The organism is Oceanisphaera sp. IT1-181 (assembly GCF_033807535.1).
Lineage (GTDB): Bacteria > Pseudomonadota > Gammaproteobacteria > Enterobacterales > Aeromonadaceae > Oceanimonas.
This window is the reverse complement of the sequence record NZ_CP136856.1, coordinates 70,537-94,090: the sequence shown is the minus strand read 5'-3', so window position 1 is coordinate 94,090 and position 23,554 is coordinate 70,537. Positions and strand designations below refer to the sequence as shown.

The 23,554-nt window shown below is 49.8% G+C and carries 23 protein-coding genes; 11 read left to right on the top strand and 12 right to left on the bottom strand.

Annotated features, from left to right (window positions below):
- The first annotated feature begins 83 nt into the window (after window positions 1–83).
- Both R0134_RS00380 and ftsZ read left to right on the top strand, forming a co-directional pair.
- The gene (locus R0134_RS00380) at window positions 84–1,043 is read left to right on the top strand and encodes a helix-turn-helix transcriptional regulator (RefSeq protein WP_319782962.1); all 960 of its coding nucleotides are present in this window, start codon (window positions 84–86) and stop codon (window positions 1,041–1,043) included.
- Window positions 1,044–1,113: 70 nt separating this feature from the next.
- Window positions 1,114–2,205, top strand: a complete 1,092-nt coding sequence (ftsZ, locus tag R0134_RS00375; protein WP_319782961.1) for a cell division protein FtsZ — start codon at window positions 1,114–1,116, stop codon at window positions 2,203–2,205.
- Between the two features lie 457 nt (window positions 2,206–2,662).
- Here the strand turns inward: ftsZ and R0134_RS00370 are convergent, their stop codons facing one another.
- Window positions 2,663–3,787: an endonuclease/exonuclease/phosphatase family protein gene (locus R0134_RS00370; protein WP_319782960.1), complete on the bottom strand. Its 1,125-nt coding sequence runs from the start codon at window positions 3,785–3,787 to the stop codon at window positions 2,663–2,665.
- 73 nt (window positions 3,788–3,860) lie between these two features.
- Between R0134_RS00370 and R0134_RS00365 the strand changes: the two genes are divergently transcribed.
- The 3 genes from R0134_RS00365 to R0134_RS00355 all read left to right on the top strand — a co-directional run bounded on the left by R0134_RS00365 (window position 3,861) and on the right by R0134_RS00355 (window position 5,824).
- The gene (locus R0134_RS00365; protein WP_319782959.1) at window positions 3,861–4,199 is read left to right on the top strand and encodes a DUF3634 family protein; all 339 of its coding nucleotides are present in this window, start codon (window positions 3,861–3,863) and stop codon (window positions 4,197–4,199) included.
- 81 nt (window positions 4,200–4,280) lie between these two features.
- On the top strand, window positions 4,281–4,958 hold the full coding sequence (locus R0134_RS00360; protein ID WP_319782958.1) for a hypothetical protein: 678 nt from the start codon (window positions 4,281–4,283) through the stop codon (window positions 4,956–4,958).
- Window positions 4,959–5,146: 188 nt separating this feature from the next.
- Complete coding sequence (locus R0134_RS00355; protein ID WP_319782957.1) at window positions 5,147–5,824, top strand: cytochrome b/b6 domain-containing protein; 678 nt, start codon at window positions 5,147–5,149, stop codon at window positions 5,822–5,824.
- 81 nt (window positions 5,825–5,905) lie between these two features.
- Here the strand turns inward: R0134_RS00355 and R0134_RS00350 are convergent, their stop codons facing one another.
- Together R0134_RS00350 and R0134_RS00345 are read right to left on the bottom strand one after the other, a co-directional pair.
- Window positions 5,906–6,481 carry a YceI family protein gene (locus R0134_RS00350; RefSeq protein WP_319782956.1) on the bottom strand — a complete coding sequence of 192 codons (576 nt, stop codon included), beginning with the start codon at window positions 6,479–6,481 and terminating at the stop codon, window positions 5,906–5,908.
- A 30-nt stretch (window positions 6,482–6,511) separates the two neighbouring features.
- Window positions 6,512–7,033, bottom strand: coding sequence for a cytochrome b (locus R0134_RS00345; RefSeq protein ID WP_319782955.1), 522 nt, complete (start codon window positions 7,031–7,033; stop codon window positions 6,512–6,514).
- 280 nt (window positions 7,034–7,313) lie between these two features.
- Between R0134_RS00345 and R0134_RS00340 the strand changes: the two genes are divergently transcribed.
- Window positions 7,314–8,639, top strand: coding sequence for an IS4 family transposase (locus R0134_RS00340; protein WP_319782802.1), 1,326 nt, complete (start codon window positions 7,314–7,316; stop codon window positions 8,637–8,639).
- Between the two features lie 64 nt (window positions 8,640–8,703).
- Here the strand turns inward: R0134_RS00340 and R0134_RS00335 are convergent, their stop codons facing one another.
- Both R0134_RS00335 and R0134_RS00330 read right to left on the bottom strand, forming a co-directional pair.
- On the bottom strand, window positions 8,704–9,165 hold the full coding sequence (locus R0134_RS00335; protein ID WP_319782954.1) for a cytochrome c: 462 nt from the start codon (window positions 9,163–9,165) through the stop codon (window positions 8,704–8,706).
- Window positions 9,166–9,278: 113 nt separating this feature from the next.
- Window positions 9,279–9,803 carry a lipocalin family protein gene (locus tag R0134_RS00330; RefSeq protein WP_319784273.1) on the bottom strand — a complete coding sequence of 175 codons (525 nt, stop codon included), beginning with the start codon at window positions 9,801–9,803 and terminating at the stop codon, window positions 9,279–9,281.
- Window positions 9,804–10,026: 223 nt separating this feature from the next.
- Here R0134_RS00330 and R0134_RS00325 point away from each other — a divergent pair, with 223 nt between their 5' ends.
- Entirely contained in the window at window positions 10,027–10,974 is a 948-nt protein-coding gene (locus R0134_RS00325; RefSeq protein ID WP_319782953.1) for a cation diffusion facilitator family transporter, read from the top strand.
- A gap of 92 nt (window positions 10,975–11,066) precedes the next feature.
- On the opposite strand, the gene R0134_RS00320 is transcribed toward R0134_RS00325, so the two are convergent.
- The 4 genes from R0134_RS00320 to R0134_RS00305 all read right to left on the bottom strand — a co-directional run bounded on the left by R0134_RS00320 (window position 11,067) and on the right by R0134_RS00305 (window position 14,711).
- Window positions 11,067–11,615 carry a DUF1415 domain-containing protein gene (locus tag R0134_RS00320; RefSeq protein ID WP_319782952.1) on the bottom strand — a complete coding sequence of 183 codons (549 nt, stop codon included), beginning with the start codon at window positions 11,613–11,615 and terminating at the stop codon, window positions 11,067–11,069.
- Between the two features lie 33 nt (window positions 11,616–11,648).
- Window positions 11,649–12,080, bottom strand: coding sequence for a DUF3465 domain-containing protein (locus R0134_RS00315; protein ID WP_319782951.1), 432 nt, complete (start codon window positions 12,078–12,080; stop codon window positions 11,649–11,651).
- A 46-nt stretch (window positions 12,081–12,126) separates the two neighbouring features.
- A complete protein-coding gene (locus R0134_RS00310) occupies window positions 12,127–12,801 on the bottom strand; it encodes a DUF3047 domain-containing protein (RefSeq protein ID WP_319782950.1) in 675 nt (224 codons plus the stop codon).
- Window positions 12,802–12,905: 104 nt separating this feature from the next.
- A complete protein-coding gene (locus R0134_RS00305) occupies window positions 12,906–14,711 on the bottom strand; it encodes an ABC transporter ATP-binding protein/permease (protein ID WP_319782949.1) in 1,806 nt (601 codons plus the stop codon).
- 125 nt (window positions 14,712–14,836) lie between these two features.
- Between R0134_RS00305 and zntB the strand changes: the two genes are divergently transcribed.
- On the top strand, window positions 14,837–15,802 hold the full coding sequence (zntB, locus tag R0134_RS00300) for a zinc transporter ZntB (RefSeq protein WP_319782948.1): 966 nt from the start codon (window positions 14,837–14,839) through the stop codon (window positions 15,800–15,802).
- Between the two features lie 520 nt (window positions 15,803–16,322).
- A complete protein-coding gene (locus R0134_RS00295) occupies window positions 16,323–17,771 on the top strand; it encodes an NAD-dependent succinate-semialdehyde dehydrogenase (RefSeq protein ID WP_413641418.1) in 1,449 nt (482 codons plus the stop codon).
- A 195-nt stretch (window positions 17,772–17,966) separates the two neighbouring features.
- Here R0134_RS00295 and R0134_RS00290 read toward each other — a convergent pair whose 3' ends face one another.
- Together R0134_RS00290 and R0134_RS00285 are read right to left on the bottom strand one after the other, a co-directional pair.
- The gene (locus R0134_RS00290; RefSeq protein WP_319782947.1) at window positions 17,967–18,863 is read right to left on the bottom strand and encodes a helix-turn-helix domain-containing protein; all 897 of its coding nucleotides are present in this window, start codon (window positions 18,861–18,863) and stop codon (window positions 17,967–17,969) included.
- Window positions 18,860–19,804, bottom strand: coding sequence for a LysR substrate-binding domain-containing protein (locus R0134_RS00285; RefSeq protein ID WP_319782946.1), 945 nt, complete (start codon window positions 19,802–19,804; stop codon window positions 18,860–18,862). Before R0134_RS00285 ends, R0134_RS00290 begins: the two co-directional genes overlap by 4 nt.
- A gap of 101 nt (window positions 19,805–19,905) precedes the next feature.
- Here R0134_RS00285 and R0134_RS00280 point away from each other — a divergent pair, with 101 nt between their 5' ends.
- Both R0134_RS00280 and R0134_RS00275 read left to right on the top strand, forming a co-directional pair.
- The gene (locus R0134_RS00280; protein ID WP_319782945.1) at window positions 19,906–20,973 is read left to right on the top strand and encodes a tartrate dehydrogenase; all 1,068 of its coding nucleotides are present in this window, start codon (window positions 19,906–19,908) and stop codon (window positions 20,971–20,973) included.
- Window positions 20,974–21,120: 147 nt separating this feature from the next.
- The gene (locus R0134_RS00275; protein ID WP_319782944.1) at window positions 21,121–21,663 is read left to right on the top strand and encodes a glutathione peroxidase; all 543 of its coding nucleotides are present in this window, start codon (window positions 21,121–21,123) and stop codon (window positions 21,661–21,663) included.
- Between the two features lie 139 nt (window positions 21,664–21,802).
- Here R0134_RS00275 and R0134_RS00270 read toward each other — a convergent pair whose 3' ends face one another.
- Entirely contained in the window at window positions 21,803–23,350 is a 1,548-nt protein-coding gene (locus R0134_RS00270; protein ID WP_319782943.1) for a TerC family protein, read from the bottom strand.
- Window positions 23,351–23,554: the final 204 nt, after the last annotated feature.

Genomic DNA, 23,554 nt, shown 5'->3' with positions numbered 1-23,554 from the left:
ACAGTCGACCCGATAAAGGCTGCGACAGAAGTTGTCACAGCACGAGACTAGGATAGAATCATACCAAGCAAGAGGGCATCACCATGAGTAAGAAGCTATTAAGACAATTGACCCTGGCGCGCTGTGTTCCATACCGTCCGTATAAGCTGACCGCGCGACAGCTGCAAGAAAAGCTAGAAGAAGAAGGTATCCAGGTAAGTTTGCGCACTGTACAGCGCGACTTAGAAGAAATGTCCGGCATGGGCCTGTTTGATCTCACCTCCGATGATCGCAGCAAACCCCACGGCTGGTGTTTTGAACGCAATGGTTTAAATGATTTTGCTAACTTTATGCCACTGGGCTTAGCCATGGCGCTTAAGACCTGGAACGACCAGGCCGCCGATTTGCTGCCAGCCAGTGTGCTAAATGAGTTAAACCCTATTATTGATAAAGCTAACCAAGTCATTAAAGACAGCAAAAGTGATTTGGCCAGTCGCTGGGTGGAAAACGTGATTAGTCTGCCGCGGCCATTTGCTGGCAGCCCAGAAATTCGCCGTGCCACCACTATTCGTGATGCACTGTGGCGTGGTCGCAAGTTTAGCGCCGAAATTAGACGCGTGATCAAAGGCCGCACCGTATGGTTGCGTTACGAACAGGTGAATCCACTGGGTATCGTCGGTCGTAAAGACGGCACTATGTTGCTGTGCACCGTCTCTGATATGGATCCTAAAGTTTACGGTATTTCCTTTGAGCATATTAAAGAAGTAGAGCTGACCAGTCGCCCAGTGACCCAGCCTCGTGAGTTTAGCGTCAATAAATTGATCCGCGAAAAAGGCTACCACGAAGAAGCCGATACCATTCATTTTGTGGGTCGTATCACCAGCCCGAATCGCGCCATTATTGAAACGGCGATTCCCGGCAACAACCCTAGGTTGACCCGTTACGACAAGCAGAGCATGATGGTGGAAACTGAGGTCAAAGATTCGCCAGAATTTCGCCGCTGGTTAACAGATATGGCAGGAAAAGTTGAGATACTGGCTCCTGAATCCTTGAAAAACAGTTAAACTATTATTTCCAGAACTTATATTCGAGGGCTGACAGATTCAGCCCTTTTGTTTTTCCACGGAGTCCCGGATGAGCGACCACCTGTTTTTTGAACCTGCCGAGCCGGAATGTGATGTCATCAATATAGGCGTTATTGGTGTAGGCGGTTGCGGCGGTAATACCGTCAATTTATTAGCGGATAGCACTTTGCCTGACCGCGTGAATATAGTGGCCATGAATACCGACGCCAAAGCGCTGCAACAAAGCCGCGTGGATGTGTTGCAACTGGGCAAGGTATTAACTCGCGGCCTAGGTGCTGGTGCACAGGCAGAAGTGGGCCGCTTAGCGGCAGAAGAAAGTATTGATGAAATCCGTGCCCAACTCAGGGGCGCGGATTTATGCTTTATAACGGCCGGTATGGGCGGCGGCACGGGCACAGGTGCGGCACCCATAGTGGCTAAAGTGGCCAGAGAGCTCGGCATCATGACAGTTGCTATCGTCACCCGCCCCTTTGGCTTTGAAGGCAAGCTGCGCGCTAAAGCTGCCGACGATGGCCTAGTTGCGCTATCAGAGCATACGGATGCGCTGTTAGTGCTGCCCAACGATTACTTACTCAAAGTATTGGGCTCAAAAACGCCTCTGCTGCAAGCCTTTACCGAAAGCAGTAAAGTTATCCAAAACGCCGTTAAAGGCTTGGCCGATATCATAGGCCAAACCGGTTTGATTAATATCGACTTTGCCGACGTGCGTACTATTATGCGCCAACAAGGCAAGGCGGTAATGGGCATTGGCATTGGCACCGGCGAAAACAAGGTACAGGACGCGACCTTACAAGCGCTGAATAATCCTTTGCTGGAAAGAGTCGAGCTGGAGCGCGCCCGTGGCGTATTGCTTAACGTGGTGGCCTCTATGGACATCGGCTTGGACGATTTCCAGAAAATCGGTGACTTGGTCGCAGAGTGCGTCGGTGAATTTGCCACTGTGGTATCGGGTATCACCTTAGATCCCACCCTCACTGACAGCATTCAGGTGACTATGATTGCTACCGGTATTCAACCACCGCAAGCCACCATAGCGCCCACGCAACAGCCTAAGCCTGAAGCCACTGAAACCGCCATTGCTCAAGATGCCATGCCCGAAGGGCTAGATATTCCGGCCTTCTTGCGCCAACGCCAGCAGTAAGCACGCAGGCTCTATAAAGCGCCACAGTAAAAAGCCGATGCCCAGCATCGGTTTTTTTATTTTAAGAAGAGAGGTAAATTTAAAATCTCAAAGTGACAGAGCGCTTTTTGCCACAGAAACCACGGACGACGAACAGAGCTTCAAAAATTTTATTTTATAAGGGCTGGGCTATATTTTTCCTCTTCACGTCTCACCCTTCACTCCTCACATTCCAGAAATTCAGGCATGAAAAAGGGCAAGCCTGATGGCTTGCCCGTCTTGAAGGATACTCGTTGACTATTCGTGTCACCAACACGAATAACGACACTTCGAAAGCAATCTTGGGTCTCAGCCGCTATTAAATAACGCGGCCCGTTAATATCCCAGCATGTCGCTTTCAATATTTGATATAGCTAACATTATTGCCGCTTGGTGCACGAAAAGCGTGAGCTAACTCACAAACCCTCAGGCGCAATCTTTAGAGCTCCAAGTCTACCCAAACAATGCGATGATCCGAGCTAGCACGGCGCTCGGGCCAGCCCTGCTTATTCCAGAACAGCTCTGCATCGGCTTTATTTGGAGCCGGCCAATACACACCGCTGGCCGTGGCGCATAACCCTTGGCTGGGCAATACATAGTCGAGGCGCAGCCCTTGGCTATGGGTCCAATATTTAGGGGATCCAATGCGTGGTTGGCGCAATTTAAGCGCAAAGCCCCCCCGTGCCGCAGGCCGCAATGGGCCCTGCGCCACCGCTCGATTAAGCTTGGTCTCGTTCAACAACCCTTGTATCGCACTTTGGTAACCATCACCGTCCACCGGATCGGCGTTTAAATCCCCTAAGATCACAAAGTCGCTACCCGCAGCTAATCCGCCTTGACCACCGGCATCGTCGTATAAATACCCGCTCAGCTGCGGCCTAATGTAATCATGCCACAACCGCAGTTCATCATGATTGCGACAGCTATTGCGCCGCTCTGTCCCTTCATCTATGGGCGGCGCGGGGTGACTGGCCAGCAGATGCAAGATACGACCATTAGGCAAGCGCACTGGTAAGTCGAGATGATTTTTAGAAGACAGCGGCAGTATGTCTAATACCTCTTTCCGGTAATAACTGCCCTGTGGCGTGTGCGGCAATTTAGCATGGGGCATATCACGCCATAAAAAGTGACGAAAACTGCGCATTTGCTCAAACAGTAACGGAAAACGCGATAATACCGCCATAGCATATTGACCATGAAAGGCGCCAAAGCCTAGACCATCTGCCGGTAAACTTGGTGCCATCTGCTTTTGCCCACTTAAATTAACAGGCGCCAAAACTCCGGTATTGGTCGGTACCAAATAACGATAGGGATAATCGATGCCTTGCTCGCCCACCGCTACATAATCCTGGCAAAACTGCGTTAAATGCGCATTTTCAGCGACCGCACCATTATGGTCAAATTCGTTTAACAGCACTATATCTGGGCGAATATGCTGCAAAATATGCGCGATATTACACGCTTGGGGCAGTCCTTTTGCTAACTCAGCCGCCAATTGCCCGGGCTTGCTTCTATCGAGTGCGACGTTAAACGTCGCGACGCGGATTTTTTGTGGCGACTTCATAAGCGTAACTTGCCTTTATAGTTCAAACTGTCATTATCCGGTCATCAAATGCTGTTTTTCAAGGATGAAAATTATGTTCAGCAGTATACTGTTAATTGCAGTGACGTTATTCGCCCTGCTTTATGTGTTGCGCCGACGCCAAGAAAGCTTTCGGATCCGTTTGCAAGACGCAGAAATTAAGGTAATCAGCGGCCAGCCTCCGCAAGCGCTGTTGCTACTTTGCCGGCAACTGACGAAAGATCTACGTACCGTCAAAGGCAGCATTCGTGGCCTAAAAAAAGGCGAGCATATTGTACTGATTTGCTCGCACAGCATTCCTATTGCCTACCGGCGAGATATATATTTACTTTGGCAACAACAGCCGCGAGCAGTCAAAACCCGCCTCAGCGATCTGCCTTTACCGCTCAAATAACAGCCTATTGATGCTAATGTTCTTGACCTGAGCTTCATTTCCCGCTTTGCTGAATACATTATTAATACTCGAGGTTAACTGATGAAATTATATCCCCTATTACTTTGTGCGCTTTTAGCCGCCTGCTCTAGTCAAACGCCTTCGGAGCAAACTAAAACAACCAGCAAACCGAGTAGCCAAAGCGCCACTAACCAAGCGCCAGAAAAAGTCACGCCTAAAGGCGAATTTGCCAGCATTGATATCTCTAAGTCACAGCAAGCCATGGATGCAATTACCAGTGGCAAAGGCGAAATGATTAATACCATTTTAAAAGCGCCCAATGATTATGCGCCGCCGGTATTGTATTTAATTTCCGCCATTATGTTCGACAACGAGTATCAAGATCAGGCCACCTTTTGGTTTTATGCGGCGCAATTGCGTGCCCGCAGTGATGCAAATAAATCCGGCGATGAAACAGCGCACGCGGCCGTTAGTCAGCTAAACCAGCGCTTTGGCGCTAAGATCACCCCTTATTCCATGAGTAACCCGGAGCGCTTAAAGGGTATCGTTAGCCAAGTATTGGCATGGGACGGCGAACAAACTCGTAACTACGATGCACGCTGGGTAGCCTTGCAGAGTAAAGACGTGCTCACCGAGAGCACAGTGGATTTTGCACCTAAGCAAAAATGGCAAGAAATTGATGTGCTTACTCGCAACCAATTTCGCCAAGGTTTAGAACAAGCATTAACTAAAATAGCGCAGCCCGCACCGGCTAAATAAGTAAGTTATTAGCTCGCGGTTTACCACAAACATCCCGGCCTTGGTCGGGATGTTTGCATTTAAGCAACTCATTTAAGCCAAATGCCGCACCCATCACAGCCCCACACACAAACTAAAGCATTTGCTTAAATAAAAATGGGCCTCAGGCTAAAATAAGCCATTAATTACCTGGTTGGAGACCATCCGCTATGAGCCAAGTAAACCCTAATCCCATTAAAGTATGGGATTGGTCGATTCGGGTTTTTCACTGGAGCTTACCCGTACTGCTGTTCTTACTTTGGCGCTCGGCAGGTGACGACATGGATCAGCACATGCTGCTCGCTCAAGTGCTGCTCACTTTACTGACGTATCGCATTATCTGGGGCTTTATAGGCACGCCTTACGCACGCTTTAGCCATTTTATTTATCACCCCAAACATATCTTTCGGTACTTTCTCGCCAGTGCCAAGCCCAATAAGCCACTCTATCTGAGCCATAACCCAGTGGGCGGCATCATGGTATTGGTGATTTTAGCCACCTTGTTGTTTCAGCTGACCACAGGGTTGTTTGCCAGTGATGATATTTTTTATAATGGCCCGCTCTACATGTATGCCTCTGGCGCTACCACCAAGCTGATGACCTTTTTACACAAGAAGTGGTTTTATTGGGGCATCTTATTAATCGTAGGCATGCATATTTTGGCCATCGTTATGTACCGATTGCGCGGCGAGGGTTTAGTAAAAGCCATGGTGACAGGTCATAAAAGAGTCGCCTTGGAGCGCGTGGCCGATAAGCTGCCCATTCATGCATCTTTTCCTTGGCTTCGCTTTGTAGTGGCGCTAGCGCTGGCAGTGCTACCGGCGTGGATTTTGTTTTATTATTTGTAAGCTTGTCGTGAAGTGTAAAAAAAAATGCCGAATCATAAGATTCGGCACAATTTACTGCTCACTTTTACGCCTTACTGGGTGTTACTGCTTCACACCCTCAAGGATAAATTCCAGCTCCATGGTGGCAGCAGCAGGTCCTAGGTCATAGTTAATGCCAAAGTCACTGGGCTTTAAGGTCATTTCACCCTCAAAGCCACGACGATAGCCGCCCCAAGGATCTTTACCGGCGCCCACTTCTTCGATTTCAAACTCCACCTGCTTGGTTATACCGTGCAAGGTTAAGTCGCCCTTCACTTTATATTCACCCTCGTCACCGTCTTTAGTGACGCTGGTGCTCTTAAAGCTGGCTTCTGGAAACTTCTTCACGTTTAAGAAGTCTTCGCTGCGCACGTGGCGATCACGCTCCGCATGGTTACTGTCGACGCTGCTGGTGTTGATGGTTACTTCCACGCTGTTATTAGCCACATCGTCTTCATCAAACACGAAGCTGCCTTTAAAGTCGTTAAAGCGCCCAACTACCCAGCTATAACCGAGATGGTCAATCTTAAAATTGATGGAGGCATGCATGCCCTTGGTGTCTACCACATAGGTTTCGGCGGCGGCATAAGTCTGGCTTGTAACCAGCAACATGGCGGCAGCAATGAACGTTCTCTTCATCTTTATTCTCCTTGAATAGCGTTATGCCAATTACAGCATGCGCTTGAGGGTGACATCTTTATCTAAGAAATGGTGTTTCAGTGCAGCCAAGCCGTGCAGTGCAGATAAGCCAATTAAGGCCCACGCACAGTATTCGTGTATCAGACCGGCTACGTCTTCTTGATTAGGAAAAGCGGTGATCAATACCGGAATATCAAACCAGCCAAAAAAGGAGGCCGGTCTATCGTCGGCGGTGGCGATTAAATAGCCACTGATAAACATGCCAAACATCAATCCATAAAGCAGCCCTACAGTCGCACCTGCTACTCGCTGCTCCCACCGTTTATGGCTGGGCAACGAAGGCAGTCGTGTTCTGGAAAAGCGTACCACTAACCGTAGCAGTACTAACAGCAGTAGCAAGAAGCCGACGCTCTTATGCCAAAACGGCAATATTTGATACAGAGAGTCATAATAACTCAGGCTGCGCATCCATAAGCCCACCGCGAATAGGCCGATAATGAGCAGTGCTGTAAGCCAATGCAACATACGCATTGGGACTGAATATTTCAGCATTTGAATTAACCTCTATGACCCAAAACACACATCGTTATCGCGTTTTTTACCCTGCTTTAGATGCAAAGCACCCTTGTTTTATCACTTATTTTTAAATACCGCTAATAGCAGCCACATTGTTTATGACGGATCATAAATTTTAAATATATGCATTTCAAATGCCTACTAAAAAGGAGCCCCAAGGCTAACACCGATCAGTTAAGAAATTTTGGCGATCGGTTGACCGATCCTTATACGGCGTCAGAATACCCTCATCACCACATGGTATGAGGGTATTTTTTTGCTTGCTCACTGGTTACTCGACACCGATACATTTGCCGTTCCTGAGTCGTTATCGACCTTTCACAAACACCTTCCTCTGGACTGGATTCATACCGCGCTAGAGCAAACGGATAAAGCGAGTGTCAGGCGGCGAAAGCTCCCCGCCGAGCTGGTGGTCTGGTTGGTTATCGCCATGGGATTATTTCGTGACCGTTCGATTAGTGATGTGGTAGACAAGTTAGATCTTCAACTGACCAATAAGCTGGGAGAGTCCGTCGCGCCCAGTGCCATTCCCCAAGCTAGACAACGTCTGACTAGCGAGCCATTAGCCGCCTTGTTTAACCTCACGGCTGCGCGTTGGATTGCAGAAGAAGACGGTAAGGATACCTGGCATGGACTTCGACTTTATTCTGTCGACGGCACCCAATTTCGCACTGCGGATACCCCCGAGTTAGCCAAACACTTCGGTTACGTTAAACACAGTAAAACGGCCCATACTGAATACCCCGTTGTTCGTCTGTGTGCCTTTAGTTCTCTGCGTAGTCGCATGGTTCATCATGTTGCTTTTGGCCCGAGTCATCAGGGAGAAGTCACTTATACTAAGCAACTGCTTGCGCATGTCCCCGATCACAGCCTAACGATATTTGACCGTTGTTATCTCAGTGCAGAATTATTGATTAACTGGCAACGCCAGCATCCTCACGCGCACTGGATGGTACCCATAAAAAGTAACACCCAATATACGGTGCTGCACTCGTTTTCAGAGTGCGATCATCTGGTGGAAATGAAAGTGTCACCTCAGGCAAGAAAATTAGATCCTTCCTTGCCGGAGCACTGGCAAGCGCGGCTGGTACTTTACCCTGAGCCGGTTAGCAGCAACCATATCAAGGGCGTACTGTGCTCGTTAGTCGATGGACAGCAGCACTCAGGCCAAGCGTTACTGGATGTCTATTTTGAGCGGTGGGAGATCGAAAATAGTTATGGGGAAATTAAACATCGGATGCTGGAGGATACGATTTTATTGCGCAGTCAGTCGGTTGAAGGTGTCACGCAGGAGCTGTGGGGGATTTTACTTGCCTACAATTTAGTGCGGGTGGAGATCAGCCGCATTGCTCACGAGGCAGACGTCTCACCGCTGCGGATTAGTTTTATGATGGCGTTAAGAGATATTCAGGATGAAGTAATGTGGTGTGCCATCGCCGCCCCCGGCACGATCCCCAAAAAGCTGAGGGCCATGCGCGAGCGAGTGAAGCGCTATATTTTGCCTGAAAAAAGAAAACGGCCCAAGAGTAGGACCGTTCGGATATCAAAAACTCGGTACCCCATTCGCTCTAAACACGCTTAACTGAATGGTGTTAGCCCCAAGGCTCCTTTTTAGTCAGACCAAACGCTGCTTAATCGTACTTATTTTAGTCCGCACGGTAATCGTCGTGGCAGGCTTTACAGCTTTTCAGTACTTTAACGATGGCAGGACCGGCGGCTTTCTTATCGAAACCCTCTTCACCAGATACGGCAATCAGCTCTTGCAGTGCGCCACCAAAGGCTTTGCCTTTATCGCCAAAGCCGTCCATATCTTCCCAAGCAGCAGGCAGCATGTTGCTGTCTTTAACACCTTGAGTGGCAGGCACATAGGTTTCGCCCAGTAACTTGGCTACATTGCCCATGTTTAATGCGCGTTCGCGTACTATTTCCGGATCAAACTCAATTTCACCCTTGGCCGTGGCACCCAGCACAGTGGCTTGAGCACTCATCACTTGGTAAATAGACTGGCGATATTTAACCAGATCATCTGGCTTAAATAACTCGGCTTGGGCGAGTACAGAAGTAGCGAATACACCACCTACCATTAACAACGCGACTTTTTTCAGCATCACTTGCTCCTAATATTAATTATTTTTAATTCGTAAATCAGATTACGTTCATTAGCGTATTACGATAAATCATCAAATAGGGCAAAGCCACCCATAAAAACCAAGGCTGTGGCTTAGGGCAACTGTTTCACCCAAATTAACTGCTCTGTCGCAAAGCCTAGTGCTTTTGCTTTGGCGACAAAGTGATCTTTCAATGCAGGACTAATCTCAGGCGTGCGCGACAATAGCCATAAATAGTCGTGGTTATAGCCGGAAATAAAGGCGTATTGATAGTCCTCGTCTAACTCAAACACTAGGTAGGAGCTATAAAAAGGGCCAAAGAAGGACACTTTAAGATGCGCTTCATCAACGCCATTCACGAAGTAAGCCTTACCCTCTGCCTCTTTTTGTTCGCCACTTTTGGCGTCCACACCGCGGTTAAGCACTCGTATGCCGCCGTCATCCCGCAACTTGTACTCAGCGGACACTTGCTCAAGCCCGCGTTCAAAGGAATGATCCAAACGGGCAATCTCATACCAAGTGCCTAAGTAGCGATCGGCATCAAAGTTTTTTACTGGCGTCACGCCCTCGGGCATACCCGTACAGCCAGATAATACCACCGCCAGCAAGCCCAGCACCCATCCGTGTAAACAACGCATCATTACCTCCTTTATTGGTCAGCCTTTCGCTTTATGGTGCCGAGCCTCAGCCCTATAATTTAGTACAGCTGGCTAAGAACTTACCAAAAAAATCACGGTCTTGGCTAAATTGGATTAGGTTAAGAGGAGTAAGTTAAATAGGAGTAAGTTAAATAGGAGTGGGTTATAGGTGGCTACCGATTTCAGCCACCGGCCTTACTGCTCATCACCATAAGGATGCCTTATGCCTGACCGAAGCCCGCACTCGCATCATCACGCCATTCCCGCACAAAATCACAGTAAGCGACTGTGGTGGGCACTGGGCTTAACCAGCACCTTTTTAATTATTGAAGTGATTGGTGGCCTGCTTACCCAAAGTTTGGCTTTGTTATCTGATGCGGCGCATATGTTTACCGATACCGCAGCGCTGGCCATTGCCCTTGCAGCTATTCAAGTTGCCAAGCGCCCTGCCGATCAAAAACGTACCTTTGGTTATCATAGGTTCGAGATTTTAGCGGCGGCCTTTAATGCCTTACTGCTGTTTGCAGTGGCATTTTATATTGTGTATGAAGCTTGGTTGCGTATTCAACAACCGACAGAGGTGCAATCGGCAGGCATGCTGGCCATTGCCGTCGTGGGGTTAGGCATTAATTTGCTGGCTATGTATTTATTGGTAGGCGGTCAAAAAGAAAGCTTAAATATAAAAGGCGCTTATCTAGAAGTGCTGAGTGATGCGCTGGGATCCGTGGGCGTCATCATAGGTGCTTTGGTGATTATGGTGACGGGTTGGCAGTGGGTGGATTCGGTGATTGCGGTGGCCATTGGTTTTTGGGTGCTGCCACGTACTTGGATTTTACTGCGCGATAGCCTGCATATTTTACTGGAAGGCGTGCCCGCTAATGTAGATTTAGACCAGATTAATGCCGATTTAAGCCAGCTTGACGGCGTGCAAGAAGTACATGACTTGCATGTGTGGGCGCTGACCAGTGGCAAAGCGAGCTTAACGGCACACTTGGTCATACCAGAGTTAGATCTTCAGCAAGTATTGCAGGCAGCGCGAGAGCTCTTGGCCCATGAACATCAATTGCATCATGTCACATTGCAATGTGAGCGCGAGCCTTGTGACATGGCCGATAAAGATACTCATCAGTTCTTACAAAGCGGCCCGCGCCAAAACTTCCATCAACATTAAACTGCAGCTACATTAAGTACCGCACTGATAACAGCGCACACTGGCATTAAAACGGGGGGCAAAGCCGCGCGGCTTGCTGCTACGGCTTATTACTAATATTTAGCGCAGCTGGCCAGTAATTTGACGAAAAAATCGCTGCCTTTGCGCCGCGCAAACTCCACATTACGCTCAGGAATGGTATGCGGATTTGGATAGTCGGCCAGCACTTGCTCCATGCTGGCTTCACGGATCAGGTGCAGCGTGGGGTAAGGCGAGCGATTAGTATAATTGGCCGCATCGTCTTGAGGTTCACCTTCGAAGCAATAGTCTGGGTGAAAACTGGCCAGCTGATATTTACCCTCGTAGCCTTGCTCAAGCAGCATATCTTCTGCCAAATCGACTAAGTCTAAGTACGCATAAAAGCCCTCAAAACCCCGCGGTAAAATAACTAAGGTGGTTTCTACTGCCGGCTGCTCGTCGAGCAAAGCACACTCGGCTAATAGCGCCAGCAATACCGCTTTCGGTTTATGCTCTTCAACCACTGCATAGCGAATGCTGGCGCGTTCCACCTCTCGGCGGGCAAAAGGACAAAGGTTAAACTTCATAATGACCTGTTTTACCCAGTGCTCGGTGTGTTCTATGTACTGATCTTGTTCTGACATGATTGAGTGCTCTTTTAAATATCCAATGGCAGGCTATTGATACCGTTTACCATGGTGTTTTAGCCAGCCGCCGGGATGGCGCCCCTTAGGGTCGTGATGGGTCCAGTGCACCACGCCGCCTTTGTTATTCCATTCATACTCGCCGTAAAACGCCACCGTATCGCCTACTTTCAGGGTGTCGATCCGTGGTGCCAAATCAATATTATGAGCAATAAGCAAAGTTTGACCGCTCGGCAAGGCCAGCAAAAATCGCTGATGGCGGGAGCCCTTATTGTCATCCTTTAGCAGACGAACTACTCGGCCGCGGCCCTCGACTTGCACATCGCTCTGCCGGTTTTGATAGGCTAGCAGCAGTGGATCGTGGGCGGCTTGCGTCGTCGATAACAAAGTAAAAAGCGGCGAATTTTGACTCAGGCCGCCGATCAGGCCGAAGCCTACTAGCAGAGTAATCAGGATTTTTTTCATCGGTGTTGCAACCTCATTACTTTCAATCTCGTCACTGGGGGTAGTGTTAGTCGCGGGTAAAAACCAGACTCGTATAATAACCGATAGCACTGCTCTTGCTGTTATCGGCGTCACTCATAATGGCGACGCCTTCAAGATAACGAAAGTCTTTGCCGAACAGCCGCCGCAAATCCGCCTTAATATTGCGTTTTTCACTTACCCAGCCATCACCATCCTGCCGATTACGCAGCGCCCACATCATCGCCTTATCGCCGGCGAAGGGATTCTCCCAAGCCTGCCCCACCTCCGCCTGCTGCGCCCAAACGTAGCTGATAGCCTTGCTGCTCAGTCGGGTCCAGCCGTCGCGAACTACCACATAGACTCGCACCGAGAAATCATCCCCCGCCTTATCGCGCTCATTGGCTACAGTCGGAAATTGCTCTACTCGCCAGCGCCAGCTGAGCCAAGGAGTCGCATCCAGATCGATCCGTTGCTCATAGAAAAGACCCGACGCCGCCGCTCGGCTACTGGCTCGCACCACCTGCTGCTGTAGCTGGGGATCAAGCACCAGCCGATATTCGGTATCGCCGGCAAAGCTTTTGGGCTCCCAGCCCAGCATGGCCGCCGGAGAAAATGTCAAGGCGAAGACCGGAGCAGATAACGCCCAGAACAAGCAGCCCAAAATAGCTGTATATAAGGTGGCTGTATATAAAGTGGCTGCACATAAGGTACGAGTAAGCATAATGGCATCCTAAACCGTGAACCTTTAGTCAGTATAGGCACCCGCATTAGGATACCTTGCTTAACTTCGACTAAAAAACACCGGGGGCCAGCACGCGAACGGCCTCATTCTGGTGCCTGCTGTTGCCGTTGAATATGCCATAACTGGGCATACCGCCCTTGTTTGGCTAACAAGACTTCATGATTTCCTTGCTCGACGATGCGACCGTGATCCATCACCAAAATATGGTCTGCATCAACCACCGTTGACAAACGGTGGGCAATCACTAGGCTGGTTTGCCCACGCGATACCTCGGCGATGGCCTGCAATATGCTTTGCTCTGAGCGACTATCCAGAGACGAGGTAGCCTCATCAAACACCAAGATAGCGGGCCGCTTAAGAATGGTGCGCGCGATCGCTACCCGCTGTTTTTCACCGCCACTGAGTTTAAGGCCGCGCTCACCCACCAGCGTGTTGGCGCCTTGTGGCAAACGCGCAATAAAGTCCGCTAAATGAGCCAAGCGAATGGCTTCCATTACTTCTTCGTCGGTAGCGCTAATGCGGCCATAGCGAATATTGTCAAAAATGGAGGCGTTAAATAGCACCGTATCTTGCGGCACTATGCCAATGGCTTGGCGTAATGAGCCTTGGGTGACGTGGCGAATATCTTGACCATCAATTAAGATGCTACCGGTGTTTACGTCATAAAAACGAAACAGTAATTTCACCAGCGTCGACTTGCCCGAGCCACTGGCCCCCACTACCGCCACCTTTTGCTGAGCGCGCACGCTAAAGCTCACTTGCTGCAAAATAGTCCGCTCTGGGCCATAGCCAAAGCTCACGTCTTTAAACTCAATGGCACCTTGGCTAATGGCCAACTCGGTGGCGTGCGGCGCATCATTAATAGTGGGATCTCGGCGTAACAAGGCGAACATGCGCTCCACGTTAGCCATGGAGCTTTTCATTTCTCGATACACAAAGCCTAAGAAATTAAGCGGCATAAATAGCTGCATCATAAAGGCATTAATTAATACAAAATCACCCAGCGTCATGGTGCCGGCCACCACATTTTTTCCAGCCAAGATCATCATGATGGTCATGGCCACGGCAATAATCAGCGCCTGACCGCCATTAAGCGCAAACAAGCTTAAGCGGTTATTACGCCGCGCCACTTCCCACTGGGCAAGATCCGTATCGTAGCGCTCGGCTTCATAACGCTCGTTAGTAAAATATTTTACGGTTTCAAAGTTAAGCAGGCTGTCTACGGCGCGGGTATTGCTTTGCGAGTCGGCAAGATTGGCCGCCCGCACATAACCGGTGCGCCAATCGGTGGCCACCACCGACCAGCCGATATACAAGACCACGGCCACCAAGGTCACCAGCGCAAACCAGATGGAATAATTAATCAGCAAGACGCCAATCACCAGTGCGATTTCAAACAACGTTGGCACTATATTAAACACCATAAAACGCAGCAAAAAACTGACGCCCGACACGCCCCGCTCTACGTCACGGGATAAACCGCCGGTATTACGATTAAGGTGAAAATCCAGTTCTAAACGGTGTAAATGTTTAAACACCGCCAGCCCAATGCGGCGCATGGCACGCTCGGTAACACGGCCAAACAGCGCATCGCGGATCTCTCCCAGTAACACGTTGGCCAAGCGCATTACGCCATAGGCCAGCAATAATCCTAAGGGTAAGACCAATATTTTAGCCACGCCTTCGCTGGCCACGCCTTTATCCATAGCATCGACAATATGCTTAAGAATAAACGGCAGACCGACGCTGGCGACCTTGGCCGCCACTAAACAGGCCAGCGCCAGCACAATGCGCAACCGATACTCTAATAAATAGGGCAACAAGGTGCGCAAAGTTTGCCAATTAAACTGAGTGTCATCCGCCTCGGGATTAAAAGAGCCGCGTCGCATAAATCTGCCTGAGTAAAAGAATCATCATAGGCTGATGATACCTCGTCCAGCACCACAGAGTGGCATGCTTCAGTTGAAACCACTTTAGTGTAAGCTGAGATATCAGCGTGATAAAAGGACAAACCATGGAACGGGTGCCAGAGAATACCATCTATAGCCTACAGTTGGACGGCCATGGCGGCATGCAGCATTTGGTTGCCGGCGCAGAGTTACTCACAGAGCCCCCCGCTTGGGTGCACCTAGACTACGGGCAGCCACAAGCCCAGCAATGGTTGAACCAGAGTAGCTTGCTAAGCGAAAGCGCCCGCGAAGCACTGCTCGGCCAAAGTAACCGGCCCAAGCTGATACGCCAGGGCGAAAGTTTGTTGCTGATTTTGCGCGGTATCAACCATAACGAGCACAACCGACCAGAAGAAATGGTGGCGCTGCGTATCTTCATTAGCCCTCAGCTGATTATCAGCAGCCGATGTCGGCCATTGCTATCGGAAAGAGACGTTTTTGAGCAATTCGCCAGCCAAGATGGCCCTGTGAGCCCCAGCGATTGGCTGGTGGAAATATGCGATGCCCTTACCGATCGCGCCGGTGAGTTTGTAGAAACGTTACACGATAGAATATTGAGCCTCGAAGAATCAGTGCTCGAAAACACCATGCCCGCCAGTGGTCAGCTGGGCCGTATTCGCAAGCAGCTGATTATGATCCGTCGCTATCTTTCTCCCCAGCGGGACTTGGTGGCACGCTTGGCTAGCGAGAAGATAAGTTGGCTAAATGACGACGATCGCCGCCGTTTACTGGATATTGCCGACCGACTACGTCGCTGGCTGGACGACTTAGACGCCGGGGTGGCGCGTACCGCCGTGCTGGCCGACGAGGTTAACAACATCATGGCCGCCGCCACCAACCGCCGCGCCTATCAAATGTCGATTATGGCGCTGTTGTTTTTGCCTGCCAGCTTTCTTACCGGCTTATTTGGCATTAACTTAGCCGGCATGCCCGGCGCCGACAATCCGCTGGCCTTTTGGACCTTTTGTGGCGTATTAGCCGGTTTGGCCTTGCTGTTGGCCATATGGCTAAAGCTCAGGAGCTGGTGGTAGGGGCATAATATTTATCTGTTTTCTCATTCATGCCATACGGACTATATGGGTTGTCAACCACTCAGGTAGAACACCGTAAGTTAACAAAACGCTAAGCGGTGACCGTCTAATAACGACAGGCTCAATCTACATAAAACAATCATCTAAAAATTTCATACCTTTTATAACGGTATGAGTATAAAAGTGTTAGCTAGGTTAACTGTTTGTAAAATTACATTGGTCTGAACCAACCTATTCAACTAGCATGGGCGAAAACTCATGGCTTGCATCGGGTGGTTTATATCGAGAGCAATGCTGTGCTGAGCCATGCGAATAGCATGATGTAATGAATGACTATGTCGACTTGATAGTTGTGTAACAAGGCCTGCTATTCTGCGCTTATCTCAGTCAAGGGCGAGTCATATTTTGCCTTGAGAGTCGTAGTATTAGCGAACATGAGGGTGCTCCCTCAGCTGTTGATCAAGGTCCATTTAGGCTGCAATTTTTTATCGTATGAATATTTGATCAGGAGATAACTATTATGAAAATGCTCAACAATCCGTCGCTATTTCGCCAGTCATGCTATATCAACGGCCAGTGGGTGGATGGCGAACAGAGCCTCACCATCACCAATCCAGTCGATCAATCGGTGCTGGGTACTGTACCCAGCCTGTCGGTAGCGCAGGTGAACGACACCATAGAGCAAGCCCATGAGGCTATGGCCGGCTGGAGTGCCCTCACCGCCAAAGAAAGATCCAAGATTCTTTATCGCTGGTTTACATTAATTGAAGCGAACGTCGACGATTTAGGCACCATCATGACGCTAGAACAGGGTAAACCGCTGCAAGAAGCTAAAGGAGAAATCCGCTATGCCGCTTCTTTCATCGAGTGGTTCGCTGAGGAAGGCAAGCGCGTTTACGGTGAAACCATCCCCCAAACCGTAAGCACTAATCGCCTGTCTACCATCACCCAGCCAATCGGCGTGTGTAGCGCCATTACGCCTTGGAATTTTCCGGCAGCCATGATCACTCGTAAGGCCGCCCCTGCACTGGCCGCGGGTTGCAGCATTATTATTAAGCCGGCCTCAGAAACGCCCTTTACGGCACTGGCACTGGCGGAGCTGGCAGCACAAGCGGGCATTCCTGCAGGTATCTTTAACGTGATCACCGGCGACGCTCGCACCTTGGGTGTGCCCTTGACCCAGCATCCGCTTATCAGCAAGTTTTCTTTTACCGGCTCCACTCAGGTGGGTCGTACTTTATATGAGCAATGTGCGTCTACCATCAAGAAAACCTCACTCGAGCTCGGCGGCAACGCGCCCTTCATCGTGTTTGATGATGCGGATATCGACAAAGCGGTGGCCAGCGCCATGCTGTCTAAATTTCGTAACGGTGGCCAGACTTGTGTGTGCGCTAACCGCTTCTATATCCATGACGCTGTTTATGACGAATTTCTCGAAAAATTTACCGCTCAAGTAGCCAAGCTACGTGTCGGTAATGGCCTAGACCAGAATACCGATATCGGCCCCATGATCACCCGTCGAGCCATAGATAGCATGCAATTGCTACTCGACGACGCGCTGGCTAAAGGTGCACGTCAGCTGGTGCTGGGCAATGAAGTCGAAGAACAAGGGAATTACATCAATCCTAAGATTTTAGTGGATGTGAACGATTCCATGGACATAGTGCACGAAGAGATTTTCGGCCCTATTGCCGCACTGATCCGCTTTCAAGACGAGGAAGAGGTGCTCACTCAGGCTAACAACACCATCTTTGGCTTAGCGGCTTACTTCTTCTCGCAGGATATAAGCCGAGTTTATCGTGTGGCAGAAAAGCTGGAAAGCGGCATGGTTGGCATCAATACCGGCATGATCTCCAACGAAGTGGCGCCATTTGGTGGGGTTAAGCAATCGGGTTTGGGTAAGGAAGGTTCCCATTATGGAATCGAAGACTACCTGACCGTAAAATACCTGTGCGTTGATATCGCCTGATTTGATAGGGAGTAACGCAACTGAGCACTTTTAGCGCTTATTCGCTGATCTACTCTCTAGAGCAGTATTGTCGCATTACTGCCTCTCGCACCAAGCACCAATAAGCATAAAGAAAAAGGGCGCTTGTTTATCACTGTTGTGATGAACAAGCGCCCTCTTCTATGTGGCAATCAGAGTGATAAATCAAAAAATAACTTACGCCAATTCAAACATCAGAAACGGTTGCTGCTCATGATCCAGATGATGGTAGCCGGTGATGTTTCTGCCCTGAAAGGTAATCTGGCCACTGCCGGTTTCGCATACCTGGTCTAGCCACTCGGAATTATTGATCACCAATTGATAGAACAAGCGCTGTAATTCCAGATAATCCATCTTTACGGTCTGGGTTTCATGATTACTGGCCAGTATTTCCCCTGCTCTATCGGTGAACACCACCACATGCTTAATGTGCGCCAATAACACATCAAAATATTGCTGCATCTTGCGCAGACGTAATTCTGTGCTTTTGCGCTCGGTGTTATCCCAACTAATACCGACCAGCTTGGTTACCTTACCGTTGGGGCCTTTTACCCCAGTGGCGCGGGAGGTAATCCAACGGAACTCGCCGTCTCGGTCGATTTTAAAGTCCATTTCATGGGCCCCACCTTCGCGGATGATTTTCGAATAACCGCTGACCAATTTTTCTTTGGCGGCATCGCCCATCAAGGACCAAAACTCATCGTTACTACTGATACGAATACCGTATACGGCTTCTACATTGTCAGAGTAATGCACCTTTTCCGTGAGCAAGTCCCACTCCCAAGTGACAATTTCCGCCGATTCTTGCAGGTGAACTTCATTGATATTGCGCGCCGCACTCTGGCTACTCTCTGCGGGTTGACTGGCGTACTCGCCGTATTTCAGCCAAATTTTGTCTACGTCTAAAAAGGAAGCCAGTCGGTCTAAGTTGCCGTCATCTATCATGCCGCCTTTGGTCCATTTATTGACCGCCGTGCGCGACACGCCCAGCGCATGGGCCAACTTAAGCTGGCTCATTTTCTTTTGGCCCAGCTGAGACAGCAAGCGGCTGCCAAATGCATGTATGCCCGTCATTTTTTATTCACCTTTATCGATTCAGTCTGCGCTTGGCGGGGCAATCGTTGTGCCAGATATGGCTCTAAGTTTTCGATGAAAACGCGTAAGTTAGCGCTATTTTTGATGCTGCGTGAATACACTGCATAGACATCGGCCATCTGCTGCCACTCGGGCAGCACCTGTACCAGTTGCCCTTGCTCCAATTCATGCTGCACGCTCCACAGCGAGCGCAGCAGTATGCCCTCCCCGTTCACGCACCATTGTTTGGCCACATCGCCATTATTCACGCTCAAACGACTGTTCGGCGAAACTGTGAGCACCTCACCCGCTCGGGACACTTTCCAAGAGGCGGGAGCCTGATTACGCTCGCGAATGGTAATGCAGGTGTGCTGCTGCTCCAGCTCGCGCGGATGCTCGGGCCAGCCGTGCAGTTCTAGGTAAGCGGGGGCGGCACAAAAAATCCGGATATTTTCGCCAAGGTGGCGCGCAATATATTGTTCGGGAATGGCCCCCCCGATGCAGATATCCAGGTCCATGTTTTCGCTGATGATATCTACCGCGCGGTCCGCCAGCGTCAGATCGATATCCAACAGCGGATAGTGGGCGCGCAGCGACAAAATAAAAGGATTGAGATATTCACTACCAAAGCCGGTGCTGCAACTGATGCGCAGCACACCGCGGATCTCTTCCCGCGAGGCTCTCAGCTCACCGGTCATGGTCTCTATGCCCTGCAATAACTGTTCACCGGTGCGCAGCACAATTTCCCCTTCTGGCGTCAAGCTAATAGCCCGCGCCGAACGAAAAAACAGTGCCACGTTGACGTTTTTTTCCAGCAGTTTTATGCGCTTAGAGATATAGGCGGGAGATACCTGCAGCTGATCTGCGGCCCGAGCAAAACTCATCAGTCGAGCGGCAGTTACAAATACTTTGATGTCTTCCAGCGCGGGCAATTTGTCCATAATTTGTAAACCCAGAGATTACACTTTGTGACTACATATTATCAGAGGCTAACCTAAACTAGTGCCTAAGTTCTCACTTCACACAACCTGAGGTTACAAATATGTCACAATTCAATATCGCAGTAATTCCCGGTGACGGTATCGGCAAGGAAGTCATCCCCGAAGGTTTGAAAGTGCTGCAAGCCGCAGCAGAAAAACACGGCATTGAGCTGAATTTCACGCATTTTGATTGGTCCTGCGAAACCTATCATAAAACCGGCCGCATGATGCCAGAAGACGGCTTGGAGCAGCTCAAGGCGTTCGACTCCATTTTTCTCGGTGCCGTGGGCTTTCCTGGCGTACCTGATCACATTTCTCTGTGGGGCCTGCTGTTACCCATTCGCCGCGCCTTTAATCAATACGTTAACTTGCGCCCAGTGCGTTTGTTCGAAGGCTTACAGTCGCCATTAGCCAACAAGAAGCCCGGCGATATCGACTTTTACGTGGTGCGCGAAAACGTAGAGGGCGAATACTCGGCGATCGGCGGCATTCAATACGAAGGCACAGAGGACGAAGTGGTGTTACAACAGAGCGTCTTTACCCGTAAGGGTACCGACCGCATCCTGAAGTATGCTTTTGAATTGGCCCAGACTCGTGACAAAAAGCACGTGAGCTCCGCCACTAAATCTAATGGTTTGTTCCACTCTATGCCTTACTGGGACAGCCGCGTGGCCGCCATGGCTGAGCATTATCCAGAAGTGAAAGTTGATCAATTCCATATTGATATCTTCACCGCCAACCTGGTAAGAATGCCCGAGTTTTATGATGTCATTGTTGGCTCTAACCTGTTCGGCGATATTTTGTCGGACTTAGGCCCAGCCTGCACCGGCACCATAGCGATTGCACCCTCGGCTAACATCAACCCAGAGAAAGACCTGCCGTCCATGTTCGAACCCGTACACGGCTCGGCTCCGGATATCGCCGGTCAAAACATTGCCAACCCTATTGGTACTATCTGGGCCGCCGCTATGATGATGCAGCACTTAGGCCATCCTGAAATGCACGACACTATTATGACCGCCATAGAAACCGCCATTCGCGAAGGCCATGCGCTCACCCGCGACATGGGTGGCTCGGCCAACACCCAACAGTTGGGCCAAGCCATTACTGACCTGATACTGTCACAATAAGTCGCTTGCAGTAATAAGCGCAACAGCGCACGGCTGGGATTATCTTATATAGACGGTTAAGCTGGTAACAGCATAAGGCCCGAGCAAGCTTTTATCAGCTGCTCGGGCCTATTCTGTATTAACGGCTCAATATGTAAGGAAACATCCATGAAGAAACTGTTGCCGACGGCACTTTGTAGCCTTTTCCTATGCCAGCCATCGCTGGCAGCCGAGCCCGATACTACAGCTCTGTTTGACCATCAGCTGCCGCGACTGCATTCCAGTGAAATGCTCGATATGCACCAATTGGCTGGCCACCCCATGTTGGTGGTAAATACCGCCAGCTTTTGTGGTTTTACCGGTCAGTTTGAGGGGCTGGAAGCACTGCACCAGCGCTATAAAGATCAGGGTTTAAAAGTGGTGGGCTTTCCGTCCAATGACTTTCGCCAAGAAGCCAAAGACGAAGCCGAAGCGGCTGAAATATGCTTTGTGAACTTTGGCGTAACCTTCGATATGGCTCAGCCGATTAGAGTGCGAGGCAAAGATGCGCACCCTATTTTTAAAGAGATTACTCGCCAAAGTGGCAAGGCGCCCCGCTGGAATTTTTATAAATTTGTACTGAATAAACAAGGCCAAGTGACGGCGGTGTTCTCCAGCCTCACCAAGCCCGATGATCCCAAACTGCAAGCGGCCATAGCGGCGGTATTGTGAGGCGTGAGGCGTGAGGCATGAGGCATGAGGCATGAGGCATGAGGCATGAGGCATGAGGCAAAATTTTACAGGGTACATTAAACGTGTTCATAAAAAACGGCGCCCAATTGGGCGCCGTTTTGCTAATAGTCAGTATTAATCAAAGCGATGAACTGGCGGTAACAAGCGGCGAAATCCGCACTTGAGCGATACGAAACTCATCGATTTCCACGACTTCAAATCGTAAGTCTTCGTAGACAAATATCGCGCCTTCAATCGGTAACTGGCCACTCCACGCCAATAACATGCCAGCCAAGGTGGCATAGTCATCGTCTGGATCCACCAGCCCGCGGCGAGATAACACCTGCTCTAAATAATGCAGATCCGTACTGCCCTTCACCAACCAGCCCTGCTCTTCCACCACCACTTCTGGGGCTTCATCTTCATCGAGAAACTCACCCACTATGGCTTCCAGCACATCATGGGGCGTTACTAAGCCTTGAATGGTGCCAAACTCATCGTTCACCAATACCAGATTGCCGCGGGCTTCACGCAACACACTCAGCAAGCGGATCACGCTGATGCTGTCTGGCACTATGATGGAGTCGTTACCCTCAGCTAACTCAGCAAGAGTTTTGCCTTCTTTCAGGCCGGCCATTAAGTCTTTAGCCCGCACCACGCCTAATAAGTTATCCAGCTCGCCATCGCACACCGGAAACTGACTATGAGAGGAAGCCATAAGCTCCGCCAACACCTCTTCGCGGCTGTCAGAAGTATCCAGCCAAGCGATTTCAGAGCGCGGCGTCATTATGGTGCGGGTGGAACGCTCAGCCAGCGATAATACACCACTGATCATATTGCGCTCTTCCTCGGCAAAACCGGGCTCTTGGCGGGTATTGGACGAATGCTCAGCTTGCTCTTCTGCCGCTAACTTGCCGCCCATCAGATTAAAAATCGCCATGGTCGTGCGTTCACGTAACGGCAGGCGCGCTGCTTCTTTGGTAACATTGCGCTTAGCTAATTGATTTAAAAACTCAATTAAAATCGAGAAGCCGATAGCCGCATATAAATAGCCCTTTGGAATATGATAACCAAACGCTTCTGCCACTAAGCTAAAGCCGATCATCAGCAAGAAGCTCAAGCACAGCACCACCACAGTAGGGTGCGCATTCACAAAATCAGTTAACGACTTAGATGCCGCCAGCATCACTACCATAGCGATAATCACCGCCGTCATCATGACCGCTAAGCTGTCGACCATGCCGACTGCGGTAATAATGGAGTCGAGCGAGAATACTGCATCCAACACCAAAATCTGGGCAATCACCACGCCAAAGCCCGCGTATACGCCGCTGGCGCTATCTTCGTGAGTGGAGCCTTCTAGCCGCTCGTGCAGCTCGGTGGTGGCTTTAAAGATCAAGAATAAACCACCGCCCAGCAAAATAAGGTCTCGACCGGAGAAACTTAAGTTTCCCCAAGTGAGCACAGGCGCGGTGAGCGTCACCAGCCAAGACACCACGCTCAATAAGCCTAAGCGCATAATCAATGCCAGCGATAAACCGATAATACGGGCTTTGTCGCGCTGATGGGGCGGCAGCTTTTTCACCAAGATGGCAATAAAGACTAGGTTATCGATACCCAGTACAATTTCTAACACTATCAGTGTCAGTAAACCCACCCACAATGACGGATCCATTAAAAATTCCATGATTAACCTCTTAACAACTGTTGGTTGAACAACTAACGAATAGCGTCAGTTATGCCGACACCGTTAGAGGTATCAGAACGATAGATAAATTTAAAAGCAGTGACGCATGCCCAAGGCAGCAGCAAATGGCGGGAATATAAAAAGGTAATAGCGTGGTGCAAGCAACTTCGCGAGCAATCCATAGGGTACACCGGTGTTTGGCCG